This is a genomic window from Pseudoalteromonas sp. HL-AS2 (genome assembly GCF_031198805.1).
Taxonomy (GTDB): domain Bacteria; phylum Pseudomonadota; class Gammaproteobacteria; order Enterobacterales; family Alteromonadaceae; genus Pseudoalteromonas; species Pseudoalteromonas nigrifaciens.
This window is the reverse complement of record NZ_CP133571.1, coordinates 571564-589242: the sequence shown is the minus strand read 5'-3', so window position 1 is coordinate 589242 and position 17679 is coordinate 571564. Positions and strand designations below refer to the sequence as shown.

At 40.1% G+C, this 17679-nt stretch carries 17 protein-coding genes and 5 tRNA genes; 4 read left to right on the top strand and 18 right to left on the bottom strand.

Going from position 1 to position 17679, the window contains the following annotated elements; all coding sequences use genetic code 11:
- Positions 1–2: 2 nt before the first annotated feature.
- Positions 3–194 (top strand): hypothetical protein, encoded by a 192-nt coding sequence (locus RB215_RS02810; protein WP_011327238.1) that lies wholly within the window; start codon positions 3–5, stop codon positions 192–194.
- Positions 195–395: 201 nt separating this feature from the next.
- Positions 396–863 carry a YcxB family protein gene (locus tag RB215_RS02805; RefSeq protein WP_011327237.1) on the top strand — a complete coding sequence of 156 codons (468 nt, stop codon included), beginning with the start codon at positions 396–398 and terminating at the stop codon, positions 861–863.
- 50 nt (positions 864–913) lie between these two features.
- On the opposite strand, the gene csrA is transcribed toward RB215_RS02805, so the two are convergent.
- The 6 genes from csrA to ribA all read right to left on the bottom strand — a co-directional run bounded on the left by csrA (position 914) and on the right by ribA (position 6917).
- Positions 914–1105 carry a carbon storage regulator CsrA gene (csrA, locus tag RB215_RS02800; protein WP_011327236.1) on the bottom strand — a complete coding sequence of 64 codons (192 nt, stop codon included), beginning with the start codon at positions 1103–1105 and terminating at the stop codon, positions 914–916.
- A gap of 90 nt (positions 1106–1195) precedes the next feature.
- Positions 1196–2413 (bottom strand): aspartate kinase, encoded by a 1218-nt coding sequence (locus tag RB215_RS02795; RefSeq protein ID WP_011327235.1) that lies wholly within the window; start codon positions 2411–2413, stop codon positions 1196–1198.
- Positions 2414–5020, bottom strand: a complete 2607-nt coding sequence (alaS, locus tag RB215_RS02790; RefSeq protein WP_011327234.1) for an alanine--tRNA ligase — start codon at positions 5018–5020, stop codon at positions 2414–2416. It abuts the gene before it with no gap.
- A 19-nt stretch (positions 5021–5039) separates the two neighbouring features.
- The gene (locus tag RB215_RS02785; protein WP_011327233.1) at positions 5040–5492 is read right to left on the bottom strand and encodes a regulatory protein RecX; all 453 of its coding nucleotides are present in this window, start codon (positions 5490–5492) and stop codon (positions 5040–5042) included.
- A complete protein-coding gene (locus RB215_RS02780) occupies positions 5492–6280 on the bottom strand; it encodes a BPSS1780 family membrane protein (RefSeq protein ID WP_058372598.1) in 789 nt (262 codons plus the stop codon). Before RB215_RS02780 ends, RB215_RS02785 begins: the two co-directional genes overlap by 1 nt.
- A 13-nt stretch (positions 6281–6293) precedes the next feature.
- The gene (gene ribA, locus RB215_RS02775) at positions 6294–6917 is read right to left on the bottom strand and encodes a GTP cyclohydrolase II (protein WP_011327231.1); all 624 of its coding nucleotides are present in this window, start codon (positions 6915–6917) and stop codon (positions 6294–6296) included.
- Positions 6918–7171: 254 nt separating this feature from the next.
- On the opposite strand from ribA, the gene RB215_RS02770 reads away from it, so the two are divergent.
- Entirely contained in the window at positions 7172–8269 is a 1098-nt protein-coding gene (locus tag RB215_RS02770) for an energy transducer TonB (RefSeq protein ID WP_011327230.1), read from the top strand.
- A 123-nt stretch (positions 8270–8392) separates the two neighbouring features.
- Here the strand turns inward: RB215_RS02770 and RB215_RS02765 are convergent, their stop codons facing one another.
- The 3 genes from RB215_RS02765 to RB215_RS02755 all read right to left on the bottom strand — a co-directional run bounded on the left by RB215_RS02765 (position 8393) and on the right by RB215_RS02755 (position 10154).
- On the bottom strand, positions 8393–8854 hold the full coding sequence (locus RB215_RS02765; RefSeq protein ID WP_309216839.1) for a low molecular weight protein-tyrosine-phosphatase: 462 nt from the start codon (positions 8852–8854) through the stop codon (positions 8393–8395).
- Positions 8855–8909: 55 nt separating this feature from the next.
- Positions 8910–9563, bottom strand: a complete 654-nt coding sequence (locus RB215_RS02760; RefSeq protein ID WP_011327228.1) for a glutathione S-transferase family protein — start codon at positions 9561–9563, stop codon at positions 8910–8912.
- Positions 9564–9647: 84 nt separating this feature from the next.
- Positions 9648–10154, bottom strand: coding sequence for a DUF3087 domain-containing protein (locus tag RB215_RS02755; RefSeq protein ID WP_309216837.1), 507 nt, complete (start codon positions 10152–10154; stop codon positions 9648–9650).
- A 229-nt stretch (positions 10155–10383) separates the two neighbouring features.
- Here RB215_RS02755 and RB215_RS02750 point away from each other — a divergent pair, with 229 nt between their 5' ends.
- Positions 10384–11532, top strand: a complete 1149-nt coding sequence (locus tag RB215_RS02750) for a hypothetical protein (protein ID WP_182677147.1) — start codon at positions 10384–10386, stop codon at positions 11530–11532.
- A 113-nt stretch (positions 11533–11645) separates the two neighbouring features.
- Here RB215_RS02750 and RB215_RS02745 read toward each other — a convergent pair whose 3' ends face one another.
- From RB215_RS02745 to RB215_RS02705, 9 genes are all read right to left on the bottom strand, one after another.
- Complete coding sequence (locus RB215_RS02745) at positions 11646–13022, bottom strand: Na+/H+ antiporter NhaC family protein (RefSeq protein ID WP_041454342.1); 1377 nt, start codon at positions 13020–13022, stop codon at positions 11646–11648.
- Between the two features lie 135 nt (positions 13023–13157).
- Positions 13158–14819, bottom strand: coding sequence for a penicillin binding protein PBP4B (gene pbp4b / locus RB215_RS02740; protein WP_011327224.1), 1662 nt, complete (start codon positions 14817–14819; stop codon positions 13158–13160).
- A gap of 10 nt (positions 14820–14829) precedes the next feature.
- Complete coding sequence (locus tag RB215_RS02735; protein ID WP_309216835.1) at positions 14830–16005, bottom strand: DUF1343 domain-containing protein; 1176 nt, start codon at positions 16003–16005, stop codon at positions 14830–14832.
- A 318-nt stretch (positions 16006–16323) separates the two neighbouring features.
- Positions 16324–16400: transfer RNA gene (locus RB215_RS02730), tRNA-Arg, on the bottom strand.
- A 114-nt stretch (positions 16401–16514) separates the two neighbouring features.
- Positions 16515–16591: transfer RNA gene (locus RB215_RS02725), tRNA-Arg, on the bottom strand.
- Positions 16592–16835: 244 nt separating this feature from the next.
- Positions 16836–16912, bottom strand: a tRNA-Arg gene (locus RB215_RS02720).
- Between the two features lie 74 nt (positions 16913–16986).
- Positions 16987–17063, bottom strand: a tRNA-Arg gene (locus RB215_RS02715).
- Positions 17064–17098: 35 nt separating this feature from the next.
- Positions 17099–17191: transfer RNA gene (locus RB215_RS02710), tRNA-Ser, on the bottom strand.
- 130 nt (positions 17192–17321) lie between these two features.
- On the bottom strand, positions 17322–17501 hold the full coding sequence (locus RB215_RS02705) for a hypothetical protein (protein ID WP_182677141.1): 180 nt from the start codon (positions 17499–17501) through the stop codon (positions 17322–17324).
- Between the last annotated feature and the right edge of the window lie 178 nt (positions 17502–17679).

The following is a 17679-nucleotide window of genomic DNA, read 5'->3' as shown; positions in this document are numbered from 1 at the left end:
TTATGAATTCGACAACTTTAAGAGCAGCACTAATTGGCCTATTCGCAAGTTTATTTATTATGGGCTGTGAAGATAACCACGCAGAAGATGCTGGTGAACGTATTGACGAAGCAGTAACTGATGTGCAAAACAAAGTTGAAGATGCATGTGAAGAAGTAAAAGAAGGTGTAAATGCAGAAGAAACTAACTGTTAATTCTTCTAATTTATTAAAAAAACGGCTCTAAAATGAGCCGTTTTTTTATGTGTGTAATAAAATAATATCTAAATTAAAGGTTGGATCTGATAAATAATAAACGCCAATATCTTTATCTATTATGCAGTTATTTATTATATAACTGCGCATTTACTGGTTAGCTTGTTAAAATGCATATAACTATGTTTTAAGAACTTCTATATGACACTTACAACAACCTACACGCTTGATAAGCCTTATTTTTATGAGTGCTTTGACGAATCAGTTGCGCATAGCAAGCGCGCGCAACCAAAATACTTTTTATTGGCGCTATTAGTAGCACTCGGTTTATTTGGAATTTATGGTTTAGACGATCATTACCTAGGATCTTTTCTGATCATGGTTGCGGTACTCGAATGTATTGCCTTTTATTATCGCCGTCCTTGGTGGGTTACTAGACAAATGCTAAGCAAAGCCTCGGGTTCTGAGGTCACCCTTACCTTTGACGAAGAAGGGATTAAATCGAGTAACTTTTATAAAAACACCCAACTTCTGTGGTCAGATATTAACGAAGTTATAACCACAGAGCGCGGCATACTATTAAAAAACAAAAAAGGTATGCAGTATATATCCAAGCACATATTAACTGCCGAAACACTTAATTTTATACACAAAAAAGCCACTCAGTGAGTGGCTTTTGGCAATAACTCAGTATGTAACTAAGTTATATACATTGCTGATTAAGCATTGCCAGGTTCAGGGTTAGACTTTTCAGCTTGAATACGCATGTAAATCTCTTCACGATGCACTGAAACGTCTTTTGGTGCGTTAACACCGATTCGAACTTGATTCCCTTTAACACCTAGAACAGTAACGGTTACTTCGTCACCGATCATTAGGGTTTCACCTACTCTACGAGTTAGTATTAGCATTCTTTTGCTCCCTTGTTCCAATAAAATTATAAGATTCCGCTAAAACATTTTAATGAAAATTAGACTAAAAAGTAAGTAAAACCTATCAATCTATTCATTTTCTGTTAAAAATATCTTATGTAATGCACGAACAGCCAACTCTAGGTATTTTTCATCTATTAAAACCGATATTTTAATTTCTGATGTAGACACTAAAATAACATTAATATTTTCTGCAGCTAATGCATCAAAAAATAAACTAGCAACACCCGAATGTGACTTCATACCCATACCAACAGCAGACACTTTAGCCACTGTTGTTAACCCAAAAATATTTTGTGCTGTTAACTGAGCTTGCTGCTCTGTTAAAACGTCTAATGCGTGTAAATAATCATTTGTGTGTACAGTAAAAGCATAGTCTACTTTGTCAACATTATGATTAACTTGATTAATCATATCTATTTCGATGCCATTATCTGCAAAAAGTTTCAAAATCTTTGCAAGATATTGTGTACCACTAAGTACACCCTCTACATTTATTAAACATTCATCACGATTAAACGCAATACCCGAAACGACATTACCAGGCATATCGCTCTCCTCAAAACTAATCAATGTACCAGCATCAGGGTAAAAACTTGATAGCACCCTAAGTGGCACATTGTGCTTTCCTGCCGCTTCAACTGAACGAATATGCAATACTTTAGCCCCTAAACTTGCTAACTCTAGCATTTCAGCAAAGGTAACTTGGCTCATTCGTCGTGCATTAGGTTCAACACGAGGGTCTGTAGTATATACGCCGTTAACGTCGGTATAGATCTGACATTCGTCAGCTTTTATTGCTCCAGCAATTTCAACCGCCGAAGTATCGGTACCGCCACGCCCTAATGTAGTTACATTTCCTTCAATATCACGGCCCTGAAAACCCGCAATAATTGCAATACGGTTATGCTCAAGCTCATGTTTTAAACGCGTTGCAGCTACATCTGTAATACGGGCTTTGCCAAACATATTATCGGTTAAAATATTAACCTGATCGGCTAATAAACTCACAGCAGAATGACCGCGTTTAATAATAGCCATAGCTAATAAAGCCACCGAAACCTGCTCGCCGGTGCTAATTAATACGTCAAGTTCACGGCTACTTGGCCGAGTATCTATTTGTTTGGCGAGATTAATTAAGCGGTTGGTTTCTCCCGACATAGCCGAGAGCACTACAACCACTTGATGGCCTTGTTGTTTAGTTTTAACAACAAGGTCGGCAACCGCTTCAATTCGCTCTATTGAACCAACTGAAGTGCCACCGAACTTTTGAACAATAAGTGCCACTTAAGCTTGTGTTTTCTCAGTAAACCAAGCTGTTACACTGTCTAATGCTGCAGTTAGGTTTTCTGGCTCAGAGCCACCCGCTTGTGCCATATCTGGACGGCCGCCACCTTTACCACCTACTTGGCTGGCCATATGGTTAACTAGCTCACCGGCTTTAACTCTACCGGTTAAATCTTTAGTTACACCTGCAATTAAGCTCACTTTATCATCGCTTGCAACACCTAGTGCAATAACACCCGAGCCAATTTTGTTTTTAAGATCATCAACCATACCACGTAACGCTTTTGACTCAGTGCCCTTAACGTTGGCTATTAATAGCTTAATACCGTTAATTTCTACTACTGAATCAAGTAATGAGGCACCCGCAGCACTTGCTAGCTTATCGTTAAGTTGCGCAATTTGTTTTTCTAGCTGTTTTGATTTATCAAGCAACGCAGTTACTTTTTCAAGTACTGACGCGCTGTCGGCTTTAACTACAGCAGCTACATCATTTAGCTTTTGCTCTTGCTCACTCACGTAGGCAATCGCGTCAGCGCCGGTTACCGCTTCAATACGACGAACACCCGCAGCAATACCGCTTTCAGATACTATTTTGAATAAACCAATATCACCTGCGCGTTCAACATGTGTACCACCACAAAGCTCAATAGAGTAGTCCCCAATAGTAACTACACGTACTTCGTCATCGTATTTTTCGCCAAATAACGCCATTGCACCTTTTGCTTTAGCGTCATCTATTGCCATAAGCTCGGTACTTAACGCAAAGTTACAACGAATTTCATCGTTTACTACACGTTCAATTTCGCGTAATTCTTCTTTGGTAACAGCTTCAAAATGTGAAAAGTCAAAACGCAAACGCTCTGCTTGAACTAGCGAGCCTTTTTGACCTACATGTTCGCCTAATAATTGGCGCAGTGTTTCGTGTAATATATGCGTAGCAGTATGGTTTTTCTTGATGCGTTCGCGGCGTGCGTCATCAATTGTTGCTTCTACTTTATCGTTAAGACCAATACGGCCTTGTACTATACCGTGGTGTGCAAATGCATTACCTAATTTAGTCGTGTTAGTTACTGTAAACTCGCCACCAGCAACGCTAATTACACCTGTATCACCAACTTGGCCGCCCGACTCTGCATAAAATGGCGTACGGTCTAGTATTACAATGCCTTTTTGGCCATCTTCTAGTAATGAAACCGACTCACTGCCAGCAAACACTTCAACCACAGTCGCACTATGGCTAGTGGTGGTGTAACCTTTGTAAGTTGTTTGTTTGTCTGACTTTAATTGATCGTTATAATCGGCACCAAATTTACCGGCCTGCTGCGCTGTTTTACGCTGCACCGCCATGCACTCTTCAAAGCCTTTATTATCAATCGTCATTTGACGCTCACGCGCCACATCTGCAGTTAAATCCGCAGGAAAGCCATAAGTATCGTAAAGTTTAAATACTAAGTCGCCAGGAATTACATCACCTTTAAGGTCGCTTAAGCTTTCTTCTAAAATAGCTAAACCACGCTCTAGCGTTTTACCAAACTGCTCTTCTTCAATGCGTAATACTTTTTCAATAATTTCTTGCTGCTTTGCAAGCTCTGGGTACGCTTGGCCCATTTGCTCAATAAGTGCAGCTACTAATTTATAGAAAAAGGCACCTTGTGCACCTAACTTATTACCATGGCGAACAGCACGGCGAATAATACGACGTAGTACATAACCACGGCCTTCGTTAGATGGCATAACCCCGTCAGAGATTAAAAATGCACACGAACGAATATGATCCGCCACTACGCGTAGTGATTTGTCGTCCATGTCTTGTGCGTTAGTAACACTTGCAGCAGCGGCAATTAAGCCTTTAAATAAGTCAATTTCATAGTTTGAATGAACGCCTTGTAAAATAGCAGCAATACGCTCAAGCCCCATACCTGTATCAACCGATTGCTTAGGTAGTGGCAGCATAGTTCCGTCGTTTTGACGGTTGTACTGCATAAATACTAGGTTCCAAATTTCGATAAAGCGATCGCCATCTTCCTCAGGTGATCCAGGAGGACCGCCCCAAATATGCTCGCCATGGTCGTAAAATATTTCAGAACACGGGCCACACGGACCGGTATCACCCATTGACCAAAAGTTATCTGCAGTGGCAATTCTAATAATGCGATCTGCAGGTAAGCCTATATCGTTAGACCAGTAGTTAAACGCTTCTTCATCGTCATGGTAAATAGTAACTAACAGTTTTTCTTTAGGTAGCTTTACTTCCTCTGTTAAAAACTGCCACGCAAATTTAATCGCGTCTTGCTTGAAGTAATCACCAAAACTAAAGTTACCTAACATTTCAAAAAATGTATGGTGACGCGCAGTATAACCAACGTTTTCTAAATCGTTATGCTTACCGCCAGCACGTACACAGCGCTGCGAGCTAGTCGCACGCGTATAAGGGCGGCTTTCTGCGCCTAAAAATACATCTTTAAATTGCACCATACCGGCATTGTTAAATAACAAAGTGGCATCGTTACCCGGTATAAGCGAGCTTGAAGGAACAACTTGATGTTGTTTGCTGGCAAAAAAGTCTAAAAACTGTTGTCTAATTTGTGCGGTAGTCATGTGCTGCATGTGAAGGTCTCACCCGTATTTACTGTGCTTGCATTGCAAAATCGATTTCATCGTAGCTAAAGCCTCTATACATTAGGTAGCGCACGCGCTTGGCCTTGTCTTTGTACTCGAGGTCTGCCGGTGTATTTGAATATTTTTTATTGTACGCATCCTGCGCCAGCTCAAACCAATCTACTTCAAGCTCTTCAATTACTTTTTCAAGTAATGAACGGTCAATCCCTTTGCCCATAGCTTCGCTTTGAATGCGCCTTAAGCCATGGCATTTAAATATGTGTTTTCTAACAAAGCCTTCACAGTAACGTTGCTCGTTTACAAAATTGTGCTTTTCGCACCAATCAAGCAAGGTTTCGATAAACTCATCTGTGGCTTCTTTTTTTTGTAATTTGAACGTTAATTCTCGGCGTGAATATTCTTGCCTTGATAACAACCAAAGTACATAGTTTTTTAATTTCTGCTTTAACTTATCATCCATTAAGCGTCAAAACGCCCACTAGATTCACTACTTAATGGCGTAATATTGCTATCGTCACTTGGTGGTACAACCGGCATAAAAATAGCTTGATAAGATACAAAAAAGCTAATGTAGCAAATAGGCATTAAAACCAACAAGGGTAAGAACGATAAAAACATCGAAAGCACAATAAATAACCCGCAAATAATAGCATAAACGCTTAGCGGTAAAATATTATAATAAAACACCATAAAGGAGTTTTTAAGAGCGCTAAAAATGCGCTGTTCTTTATTAAAGTAAACTAATGGAACCGCGTAAGCGAATGCAGTTAAATAAACCGACAACGCTAATAAAAATAGCACCACGCTTGCCATAGAAATACTCTCTAACATTTGACTAATTGCCATATTAGGATCTAAATCTGGCTGCGCCATAACCGCAATTGCATCGGCAAATAAACCGTTTGCTAATAATGCCATTAAAATACCCGCACCCATTTGGTACAAAGCCAAACGCAGTAAACCTAAACGATTACCTTTAGTGGTAATGGGCTTGAGAATATCAGCGAGCATAATTTTACCGCCTTGCTGCTTAGTAAGCACAGCCTGATAAAATCCTGCGGTTAAAAATGGCGTAGCTAAAGCCGCTACCACTTGTAATAGCGGTAAAAATAACGACAACAGGCCAACAATACCAATAAATAAATGCATAAAAATAAAAGTAAGCGGCTGGGTTTTAAAAATAAGCCAGCCCGCTTTAAACCACTTTAGGGCAGCATCGGCCTTAAAAACTCGTAATTGTGTAGACATAGTTACTCTTAATTTAAGGTTTTTTAATTTTTTTGATATCTAACATGTGCGCGCCATGTTTAATTTTGGTTTCTAAATACGCTTTATTACCCGCAACACCGGCTTTAATGTGTGCGTGCGTACCCACAACCGAATCAACCGTAATACCAGCATCTCTTAGTGCATTAAGCTTTTTAGGGTTATTGGTCATTAATTTAACGTGGGGTAAATTAAGCGCATTTAGCATTAGCACCGCATCCGAAAAATCACGTAAATCATCGGCAAAACCTAAATGATTATTTGCCTCATAAGTGTTCATACCTTGCGACTGCAACACGTAAGCATCTATTTTATTATACAAACCAATACCACGACCTTCTTGGCGTAAATACAATAAAATACCGCCTTGCTCGTGCATCATTTCAATACACTCATTTAACTGCTCACCGCAATCACAACGCGACGAGTAAAATACATCACCCGTTAAACACTCTGAATGCATACGAATAAGCGGTACATCTTGCTCTGTATCAGCGTTGTTAAACACCATAGCAATATGTTCTTTGCCATCTTTTAAATCAGTAAACGAGATAATTTCAGCGGGAATATCACTGTTCTTGCCAACATTAAGCTGAACTCTTGCTCTTACTTGCGCCACGACAAATCCAAATATTTAAATAACTACGACACGATAATGAAGTGATATTATCACAAAAGAATACAAAAAGATCGAAATCCAAGGGTATTTATTGCAATTATATGGCGACGAGAAGCTTAATTATCAATGCATAATTACAATATATAATTCTCACTAAAGCCCTTACTGTTTACCTTTATTTACATCAATTCATGACTAATTATAAGTAAATTGTTAATGTGTTAAAAAGTATAATAATTATAATATGGAACATTATGAAACCACATAAACTCGCCTTACTGCTTAGCCTTAACCTTTCAGTTATTACTGCATCGGCTTTTGCAAGCGAAGCTACAAATGCAAACACTGCATTTTCTCAAGCGTACCAAAATTACTTAAGCGCCGTAGATACCAACGAAAACATACAACAAGCTGCCAAACTCGCTTACTCTTTAGGTGCTAAAGTATATGGCGATAACGCAGATAACACCGCAAATTTAGCCATTAATTACGCTAAAGCTATCAGCGGATTTAACCAGGAAGACGAAGCTAAACGCTACGAACTGTATAAACAGGCGTACAATATTTTAGCTAACAATCATGGTGAAAGCTCAGTCGAGACAATAGACGCCTTACTAGGTATGGCAAGCAATACTAAATCAGCGCGTCAGGCCGATAGCCAATTGGAACGTATAGTTGATATAGCAAAGGAGCTTAAAAAACCAAGATTTGTAGCCGACATGCAATTTGCTGCAGCCTCTTTGTTAGTTAAAAAGTTTGTGCCAGAAAAATACCGTTCTGCTAAACACTACGCCGAAGAAGCTGACGAGTATTACCAAGCAAACTTACCTGAAAACGCTGTAGAGCGTATCAAATCAGATTTTTTAATGGCCTCGTTTGATGAAGGTCGTAAAAAATATGATTCAGCAATTACAAGGTTAAACCGCATAGTCACCGTATTTGATAATAACTTAAGCTACGATCACAGCGCCGAGCTAAGCGCTCACTCTAAGCTTATAGCACTATACGAAAAGCAAGGCGAAAGTGAGCAAGCAACTAAGCACTGCTTAGCTATTGCTAAAATGGTGCCTTGGGAAGAAAGCCAAGAACAAACCCCGCTTTATCGTGTTAATCCTGACTACCCTATGGGCAAAGCACGCCAAGGTAAAGATGGCAGTGTAGTTATGGAATTTGAAGTAGACACCGCAGGCTTTGTTAAAAACGTGAGTGTGCTTGATTCAAATGGCGGCGTAACTTTTGAGCACTCGGCAAAAAAAGCAGTAGAGCAATGGCGCTATGCTCCTAAATTTGAAGATGGCATACCTGTAACAGCAAAAACCCAAGTACGGCTCGACTTCAAAATTAACCGATAACTTAGTGAACTACCCAGCGACTAAAGATCACAGGGTTTTCTCGCTAAGTAATCATAAATTTTCTAATAAAAAAGGCGCAATTTAGCGCCTTTATTAATTCACTGTAACGCACAAAGCCATTACTTAAATATTGGCTGTTAATTTAGCTAATATTTTATCACTTGCTGCTTCAATTAAATCTAGCACCTTTTCAAAACCATCGTCCCCACCATAATAAGGATCGGGAATAGCACTTACAGCCTGCTCACCAAACTCTAAAAACAGGGCAAGTTTATACTGTAAATGTGCTGGGCAACGCTGAGTTAAATCGGCTAAATTTTGTTTGTCGGCGGCTAAAATCAAATCGAATTCAGTAAAATCACTACTGCGCACTTTACGCGAATAAATCCCTTTGAAGCTGTAACCTCGTTTTTCGCCCGCCTGCATAGATCGGCTGTCTGGTGAATTGCCTTCGTGATGACCTATAGTACCGGCCGAATCAACTTTAACGGCAATACCTAACTGCTCAGCACGTTTTTTTAATACCGCTTCAGCTGTAGGCGATCGACAAATATTACCTAAACACACAACCAGTATTTTTTTCATAGAGCCTCCCTCTAAACTAAACGCTGTTAATTACTGAACTAAATAACCTTAAACACTATTGCATTGACGCAAGCATAGCCTGCTCACTTTGTAATAAAGTTTGCATTGCTGGTAATGCTTTTACACGCTCAAAAAGTGCAGCTAAATTTGGCCAGCGCTGTGCATTAATCTGCTCGCCCGCATGCTGCATATTGATTATTTGCGACGCAAACGCTATATCAGCAAGGGTTAACGCGTTACCTACAAAGTAATCATTATGACCTAGCACGCCTTCAAGGTAGTCAAAGTGCGGTGGTAACTGCTCATTCATAGCCAACTTTACTAAACTTTCATCACATACTTTTTGCATACCTAAATTAATTACTCGCTGCTGAAACACAGTAAAAGTAGTTAATGGGGCAAGTTCATAATCAGCGTATTTTTCTAACCAGCGTACCTGAGCAGTCTGCTCGACAGTGTCGCCAAGTAATGCTGTATTCCCTGTATATTTATCATCAAGGTATTGGCAAATAACACTCGAATCAGCCAGCACTAAATCACCATCTTTAAGCGCTGGTATACGCCCTAATGGATTTAACTCAAAAAACCAAGCCGGTTGATTAAACGGCGACACTATTTCTAACTTATAATCTAACTGCTTTGCAGCCAAACACAGACACACCTTGCGTACATAAGGAGAAAGAGGTACGCCATAAACAATTAAACTCATGTTAAACCCTTATCAGAAGAAAAAAGCGCAACTAATACGCTAATTAAAAAGCTATTTAATACTTAAAATCGTTTTAAAATTGCTTTAAAAGTTCTTTAAAATACTTGCATCATAGTCATTGGCATCAAGTGTTAAATTATACTTAGCCGCCACACTATCCAGCTCAGCTTGCTTAATTGCTAAGTCATCCATAGTGATTGTATTGTCATCGAGCTGCCATAACAATTTAGAGCCCGCGTAGCTGTAATGAATGGCTAATAACGCATCGGCATTACCTTCACGCCCTGCTGCCTTTAATTTCGCCATTTTACGCGTTATTTTATTAAGCGCTTGTTTAAGCTCCCACACATACACCACTTCAATCATAAACGGATGCGTGCGGTATTTATTAAGTAACCACGCAAGCCCTAATGCGCTAATAACAACGCCCGTTACGTTCCAATGAAAGTGAGTGCCGCTCTCATCAGGAAACAAAGCAATCAGCGTTTGCGATATAGCTAAGCTCCCAACAGCTAAACCCACAGCACAACCGGCAATAACACGGTTTAAATGCTTACGATAACGCGCTTTATTTATTTCAATGAGTTGCATAACAGCCTAAAATTAAGTGAACAAAATATAACTGCCGCCATTGTAACTAAACAATCCACTTATCGAAAAATCTATTTGCGTTCTTTTTGATTTAACAACAGCATTAGTGCTATTAGCCCTCTGCAACGTTAGGAGCTGTTAATCAATGGTTAGCCAACGAATTAATTTGCACTGCGTCTAGATGCGTAGGATAGTAACCAAATAATCGCTGTAACTGTATAGGACTACCATGCTTAAACTACTATTTGCTTCAAGTTTAATTTTTTCTTCTTGCTCGGTTTTGAGTAAAAATTTAACAACCGAAGAGCAACGAATTGAAGCCGCTACCCACGCCATGCCTCAGGTGCTAATGGCCTTTGCTGATGAGGTGAATCAATTTGAACAGCAATGGAAAAGCCTTAACAACTTTCGGCATGCAACTGACTTAATCGCTGATTATTCAAGTCAATTATGGTTAAACGCCAAACAACGCATTGTTACAACTAAAAACTACGATGATCGCGAGCTTTACTGGGCACGATTACTTTCAAGTAAAATAATTCGCTCTGTTAAGCCAAAATTTACCCTCTCAGTCGCTGAGCAAAATAACCTTTTAACTCAGTTAGAAAAAGGCAGTCGCGGTCATAACGACCTCAGCTTTACTAAAGGCAGCACTAAAAAAATTATCCTTACCGGCTTTGACCCCTTTTTATTAGATAAAAACATAAATCAAAGTAATCCATCTGGAGTTGCTGCCCTCTTGCTAGATGGTCAAGTAATTAACTACCAAGGCATTAGCGCTGAAATTAACACCGTTATGGTGCCCGTTCGTTATGCCGACTTTGATCAAGGTATAATCGAAGCACTCCTCGCGCCCTATTACGCCCTGAATAATGTCGATATGATTGTTACTGTAAGCATGGGTCGCAAAGATTTTGATTTAGAAAGATTTCCCGGTAAGCGCCGCAGCGTAACTGCCCCAGACAATGCCAATATTATATTTGGTGGGACACAAACAGCTCCCTTGCTCCCAAGTTTAAATAACCAGCCACTGCCAGGTAACGAATTTGTACAATTTAGCCTTCCCGTGGCAAATATGCAGCAAGCACAAGGGCCGTATAAGGTTATTGATAATCATAAAATCACTACCTTAGAAAAAACTTACGAGCCTGCAACACTTGCCGAGCTGCAAAATAGCATTGCCGTAAATGGCTCTGGCGGTGGATACCTGTCTAACGAAATTTCGTATCGCAGTATACGCCTTCGTAATCAACTTAATTCAACCATTCCAACAGGCCATATTCACACCCCCAGAATTCAACAGTTTGAGCCGAAAACGGAAGCAAAAATAGTAAAGCAAATTACCGCAATGCTAGAGCACAGCTTAAATGCGTTGTAAGTAGCTGACCTGTCGGATGGCGCGGCTGCGCCGCTTATCCGACCTACGTATAAACAAAAAGCCTGCAAATTTGCAGGCTTTTTGTCATTCAAAATGAGTAATCATAAACGCGCTTATAAAACAATTATGCTCGTTACTAAGTAGGCTATAAGTGTCAGGCCACCAGCGAACAAGGCATAGGGTAGCTGGGTTTTAACGTGAGTAAGTAAGTCACAGCCTGAGGCGATAGCCGATACTGCGCTGGTGTCGGATATGGGCGAGCAGTGATCGCCAAATATACCGCCACCTAAAATAGCGCCTAATACCAACGACGGCGGCAAACCCAATGCTTGAATAAGCGGCACGCCAATAGGGATTAAAATTGCAAAGGTGCCCCACGATGTACCCGTAGTAAACGACATAACCGCACCGGTTAAAAACAGTGCCGGTACCACCAAGTAAATAGGGAGGTAATCGCCCACTAAAGATGCCACAAACACACCAGTACCCAACTCTTTTAAGCTTGCTCCTAAAGTTAACGATAACAATACAATGCCTACTAATGGCAGTAATTCGCCCATCCCTTTAAAGCCTGTTTCAACTAACTTATGGTGGCTAAATTGGCGTGATGCTAGCATTAAAAAGTAAGCTACAACTATGGCTAAAACGGTTGCATACAATACCGACTTTGAGCCACTACCTTCTGCCAATACACCGTTACCTGTGTAAAACATAAAGCCCACCATGCTAACAATCAGCGTAATAAGGGGCACTAACATAAAGCGTGCTTTAGAGCCTTTTACTTCTTCTTTTAAGTCAGTTGTTTGTAGCTCTAGTTTTTGCTCAGCTTGTTTCATTGGGCCATGTACTTTATCAAACGCAATGGTGTAAAAAACAATAACAAGCGTGATTATGGCGTAAAAGTTATAGCCTACGCTGCCCCAAAGTACCGATACAGCTGATTCACCTAACTCGTAGTTACTTAATAACCCTAGTACAAATGCGCCCCAACCATTTAGTAATATTAAAATACATACCGGCGCACTGGTGCTATCGATAATATAAGCTAAGCGGGCGCGGCTCATTTTAAATTTATCGAATAATCCGCGCGATAAAATACCTGCAGTAAGTACACTCAGGTTTGACTCTATAAACACCGCAATGCCAGTAAACATAGTTAAAAAGCCAACTTGACGCTTACTTTTCGCTATACCTTTGTTCATTAACATATTAACGGTAGCGGCTACTCCACCCGACTCGCGAATGTAGGCAAGCAAAGCACCAATCAAAATACTAAAAATTAAAATACGGGTATTGCCGGGCGAGCTTGCTACGCTAACAATACGTTCAATAGTGTTTAAAAAGGTATTAAATACACTACTGCCCTCCCCCTGTAATGCGAGTAAAAACTCTGACGAAGCCACTGCAAGCAACAGCGCCATAATAACCTCTTTGCGCCAAAATACGACAGCAATGGCGATTAACGGCGGTAAAATAGAATACCAAGACATAAATTAACCTTTATTTTAGTGTGCTTATTTACGGGGTAAATATTTTACACTTTGTTATCTAGCTTAAGTTTTACAGTCAAAACCCATTTAAGTAAACCACTAAGCACATTGATATATGCTATTTATACTGTCAGTTTATTGATTTAATAACGCTTCGTATATTAATGAAACAACCGAGCCATATTGTGCAGTTTCATAATTTTTACCACTAAATTGATAACTTTTTTGCGAGCCTGTAATTGGCGTATGCCGCGCATTAGTTAATAAAATAATCGCTAAGTCGTAAACGGGATCAATTACCGTTACTGTGCCTGTCCAACCTGTATGCCCATAAGCCTGTGCGCTTGCGTAAGGGCCAAAGTGCCAACGCCTTGCTTGGTTATTACCAGCAAGCCTAAAGCCCAGCCCGTAGGTTTCATCGCTACTTTGTGGGGTTAAAAACTGCGCTAAAGCACTTGCACTAAAAAGCTGCTTATCGCCGTAACCACCATTATTTAATAGTAGCTGACAAAGTATGGCTAAATCTGGCGCATTACTAAATAACCCCGCGTGCCCTGCTACGCCACCTAGAGAATAGTACGCACGCTCGTCATGTACTTGGCCTTGTAAAACATGGGTGCGAATATTATCAAATTTGATTCGTCCGTCTCGCGTGTTACCACCCAGCTCTGTGGCGGCAAATTGCTGAGCATTAAAGCCTTTTTTAAGGGGGTTAAACACAGTGTTATGCAATTTTAATGGCGCATATACTTGTTGCTCTAGGTAATCGTCAAGTGAAAGACCGGTTATACGCTCAACCAATACTCCTAAAATCATGTAATCAATGTCTGAATAAACATGCTGCCCGAGCGATTTTTCGCTAAGTGGCACACTGGTAAGTAAGAGCTTTTTTGTAGTATGGCTATTTTGTGAGTAAAACACATCGCCATTGCTACTGTCTTTACGATGAAAATCAAACACCGGCGGATAGCCTGCGCTATGCGTGAGTAAATCTTTTACGCGTCGCTGCTCTCGACCATCGCCTTGATACTCTGGTAAATATAATTGCACTGGCTTATTAATATTTAATAGGCCTTCGCTTACTAACTTCATTAATGCAAAGTTGGTAGCAAATATTTTAGTATTAGAGGCTAAGTCAAATAAGGTATCGGTTTGCATTGGCTCTGGGCGTAATAGCATTAAATCATTTTGTTGATACTGTTTTGCATCGCCATAAGCAGTTAATTTAATTAACTCACCATTTTTTACTACCGCTAAAACAGCACCAGGAAAACCCGCTTTAATATCTCGCTCTATTAATGCATCTACCTCACTAAAATTAGCCTGCTGATGCGACGCTTTATTTAAAGTAGGAAACGCAAAGCGCAGCGTTAAACTTGCTCCCGCTGGTTGAATGTTTGCAACTTTAAAGGTGTTAACCCCGTTATGCGTTAGCTTAGCTAAACTATATTGGTACACAGTATTAGCACCGAGCAATTGCTTAATATTAAGCAGTTGATTATTTATATAAATGTCGGCACTTTTAGCACTATGATTTTGAATTAACAGCTGCCCATGGCCTTTATAGGCTTTAAACGTGCCGCGATTATTTACATACTCACGGCTACTAGGGTTTGGCTCAGGAAAGGTAACAATTACTTGCGCATTAGGCAGCTCAACAAGTTTACTTTGCGTTAATAGCGCCTTGGGCTCGAGCGGCTCTACAGAGGAGCTACATGCCCCCAGCATAAAACTTAAAGCCACTATTAATAACTTTTTTATACTGTAATAATTTTTATTTTTTAAATATAAGTACATAAGCTGCCTTTTACTCATATAACAAATAAGGTGCTCTTTGCTGTTTAAATTGCATCAGGGCCGCCTGCCAAGTTTGCTTTATTTGTTGTGCCGATTGCCCCGCCTCAATAGCTAAGCGCAGCTTATCGGTACCTGCTAACTTATCCATAAAATCAGCGCGCTCAAAAAACGTAATATCATTATTATTAAGCTGCTTATAAGCACTTATTAAGTAGCTTAAATCTAACCCTTTAGTGGTGGCTTGGCGTAAGTCGAGCCCCTGCACAGCTTGGTTTTTAAATTTAGGGTTTAGGGCCGCGCCTTTAATAGCGCGCGGGGTAAAACTAAACTCTCCTAAAGCAATCGGTGAATACCCTATAACCTGAAACGCAAAATCGGTGCCTCTGCCAATACTAATTGGCGTGGCTTCAAAAAAGCACAAGGACGGATAAAGCGAAATAGCAGTATCATTTGGTAAATTAGGGCTTGGCTTTATCGGTAAACTATAGCTAGTTGCGCGTGTATAACCACTAACTGGGATCACATTAAGCTCTAAAACAGCTGCTTGATTTATCCAGCCTTCACCTTTGATCATGTTTGCAAGCTCGCCCACAGTCATACCATGAACTATAGGAATGGGGTGCATACCTACAAATGACTTAAATTGTGGCTCTAATATGGGCCCATCAACATAAGCAATATTTGGGTTTGGTCTGTCAAGTACAATAAACTCCACACCTTGTTCGGCAGCTGCTTCCATCATGTAATGCATAGAGCTTATATAAGTATAAAAGCGCACACCCACATCTTGAATATCAAAAATTATTACATCAACATCAGCTAAAACTTCAGCGCTCGGTTTTTTATTGTTGCCGTAAATGGAAATAAGTGGAATACCGGTTTTACTATCAACGGCATTTTTTACGTGCGCCCCCGCATCGTGATCGCCACGAAAGCCATGCTCAGGTGCAAATATTTTAGTTATGTTTACGTTTTTTTCCCGCAGGCTATCTACTAAATGGATTTGTTCTACTGTTGATGTTTGATTAACCACCAGCCCTACGCGCTTATTTTTTAACTGCGGTAAATACTTTGTGTATTGCTGCGCCCCCACAACAATTGAACCTTTAGCTTCATCAGCTTGTACGCTGAGTATTAAAGTAGCGCTAAAAATAAAAAACAACGTAATAAATAGGGTTTTAAACATACTGCAATATCCTTTTAAACAAGGCGTTTAAAGTAACATAGGTAATAAAAAAGAGCAGCTTTAGAAAGGTGTTAAGTAATTAGAACCTGCCGTTTCTCTCGCGAACAAATTCTCCGTTAACAGGGGTGGCAATCTACAATTTTCACTTTATTTTAGGCATAAAAAACCGACTCAAATGTCGGTTAATTATGAAAGTGGTGGGCACAGGACGTATCTTGTAAGAGTGAACCTGTGACCGCACGGTTCTCGGCCACACAATAATTTCACTTTATTTCAGGCATAAAAAAACCGACTCAAGTGTCGGTTAATGTATGAAAGTGGTGGGCGCAGGAGGATTCGAACCTCCGACCGCTCGGTTCGTAGCCGAGTACTCTATCCAGCTGAGCTATGCACCCACTTTCATTGTTTGCTTATTTAAACTCTAAGCGGAGTGTATAACTTTAAAATAAAAAAACCGATTTTCATCGGCTTATTTTTCTTACACTTAAAAGTGTATGAAAATATGAAAGTGGTGGGCGCAGGAGGATTCGAACCTCCGACCGCTCGGTTCGTAGCCGAGTACTCTATCCAGCTGAGCTATGCACCCACTTTCATTTTTACTTTACTTGTTTTTACTCTAAGTAGGAGTCTATAAAGTGCTGGGCGCAGGACATATCTTGTAAGAATGAACCTCCGACCGTTTGGCTTTAGCCAACACTTTACTTATTTATACTCTAAGTAGGAGTCTATAAAGTGGTGGGCGCAGGACGTATCTTGTAAGAATGAACCTCCGACCATTTGGCTTTAGCCAACACTTTACTTATTTATACTCTAAGTAGGAGTCTATAAAGTGGTGGGCGCAGGAGGATTCGAACCTCCGACCGCTCGGTTCGTAGCCGAGTACTCTATCCAGCTGAGCTATGCACCCACTTTATAGTTTACTTATTTTAACTCTAAGCAGAGCTTTTGCTTATTTAAACTCTAAGCAGAGTTATTAAAGTATGGTGGGCGCAGGAGGATTCGAACCTCCGACCGCTCGGTTCGTAGCCGAGTACTCTATCCAGCTGAGCTATGCACCCATACTTTAAAACTTACAAAACACGCCATTTAAAAATGGTGGAGAGGGAGGGATTCGAACCCTCGATAGAGCTACAAACTCTATACTCCCTTAGCAGGGGAGCTCCTTCGGCCACTCGGACACCTCTCCGTCTTGTGGTGCGTATAATAAAGAGTTCAGAAAATATGTCAAACACTTTTCTACCAAATGTGCCTATATGGTTATAGATTGTGCATCTAGTTAGTTTTAATGTGTAATTAGTTTGAAATTCAAACAACTTTTAACTTTTTTCTGGTGGGTTAACGCCTAACACAGGCACTAAATCATCATTTAACTCTGCAAGATACTGCTCTTGATAACCTAACTTTTGAAACTCTGCAATACAGGCTCGGTAAAAGGCTTGTCTTGCATCTTCTGTTTCGCAGTTATTGATTGGGTTTTCAATACGTTTATTTTTCATATTATTATTTATAAATCCATTTAATCTTTTTATTTAGAGCCTTAAATCAATCCTCTAAATTTCCATCGTAGTGTAGCGAACAACTTTACATAAATGCAACAGTGCGTTTAAAAAACACTCAGATTAAAAAGTTATAGCCCAGACACAAAAACGCCGCATTTAAGCGGCGCTTTATTAC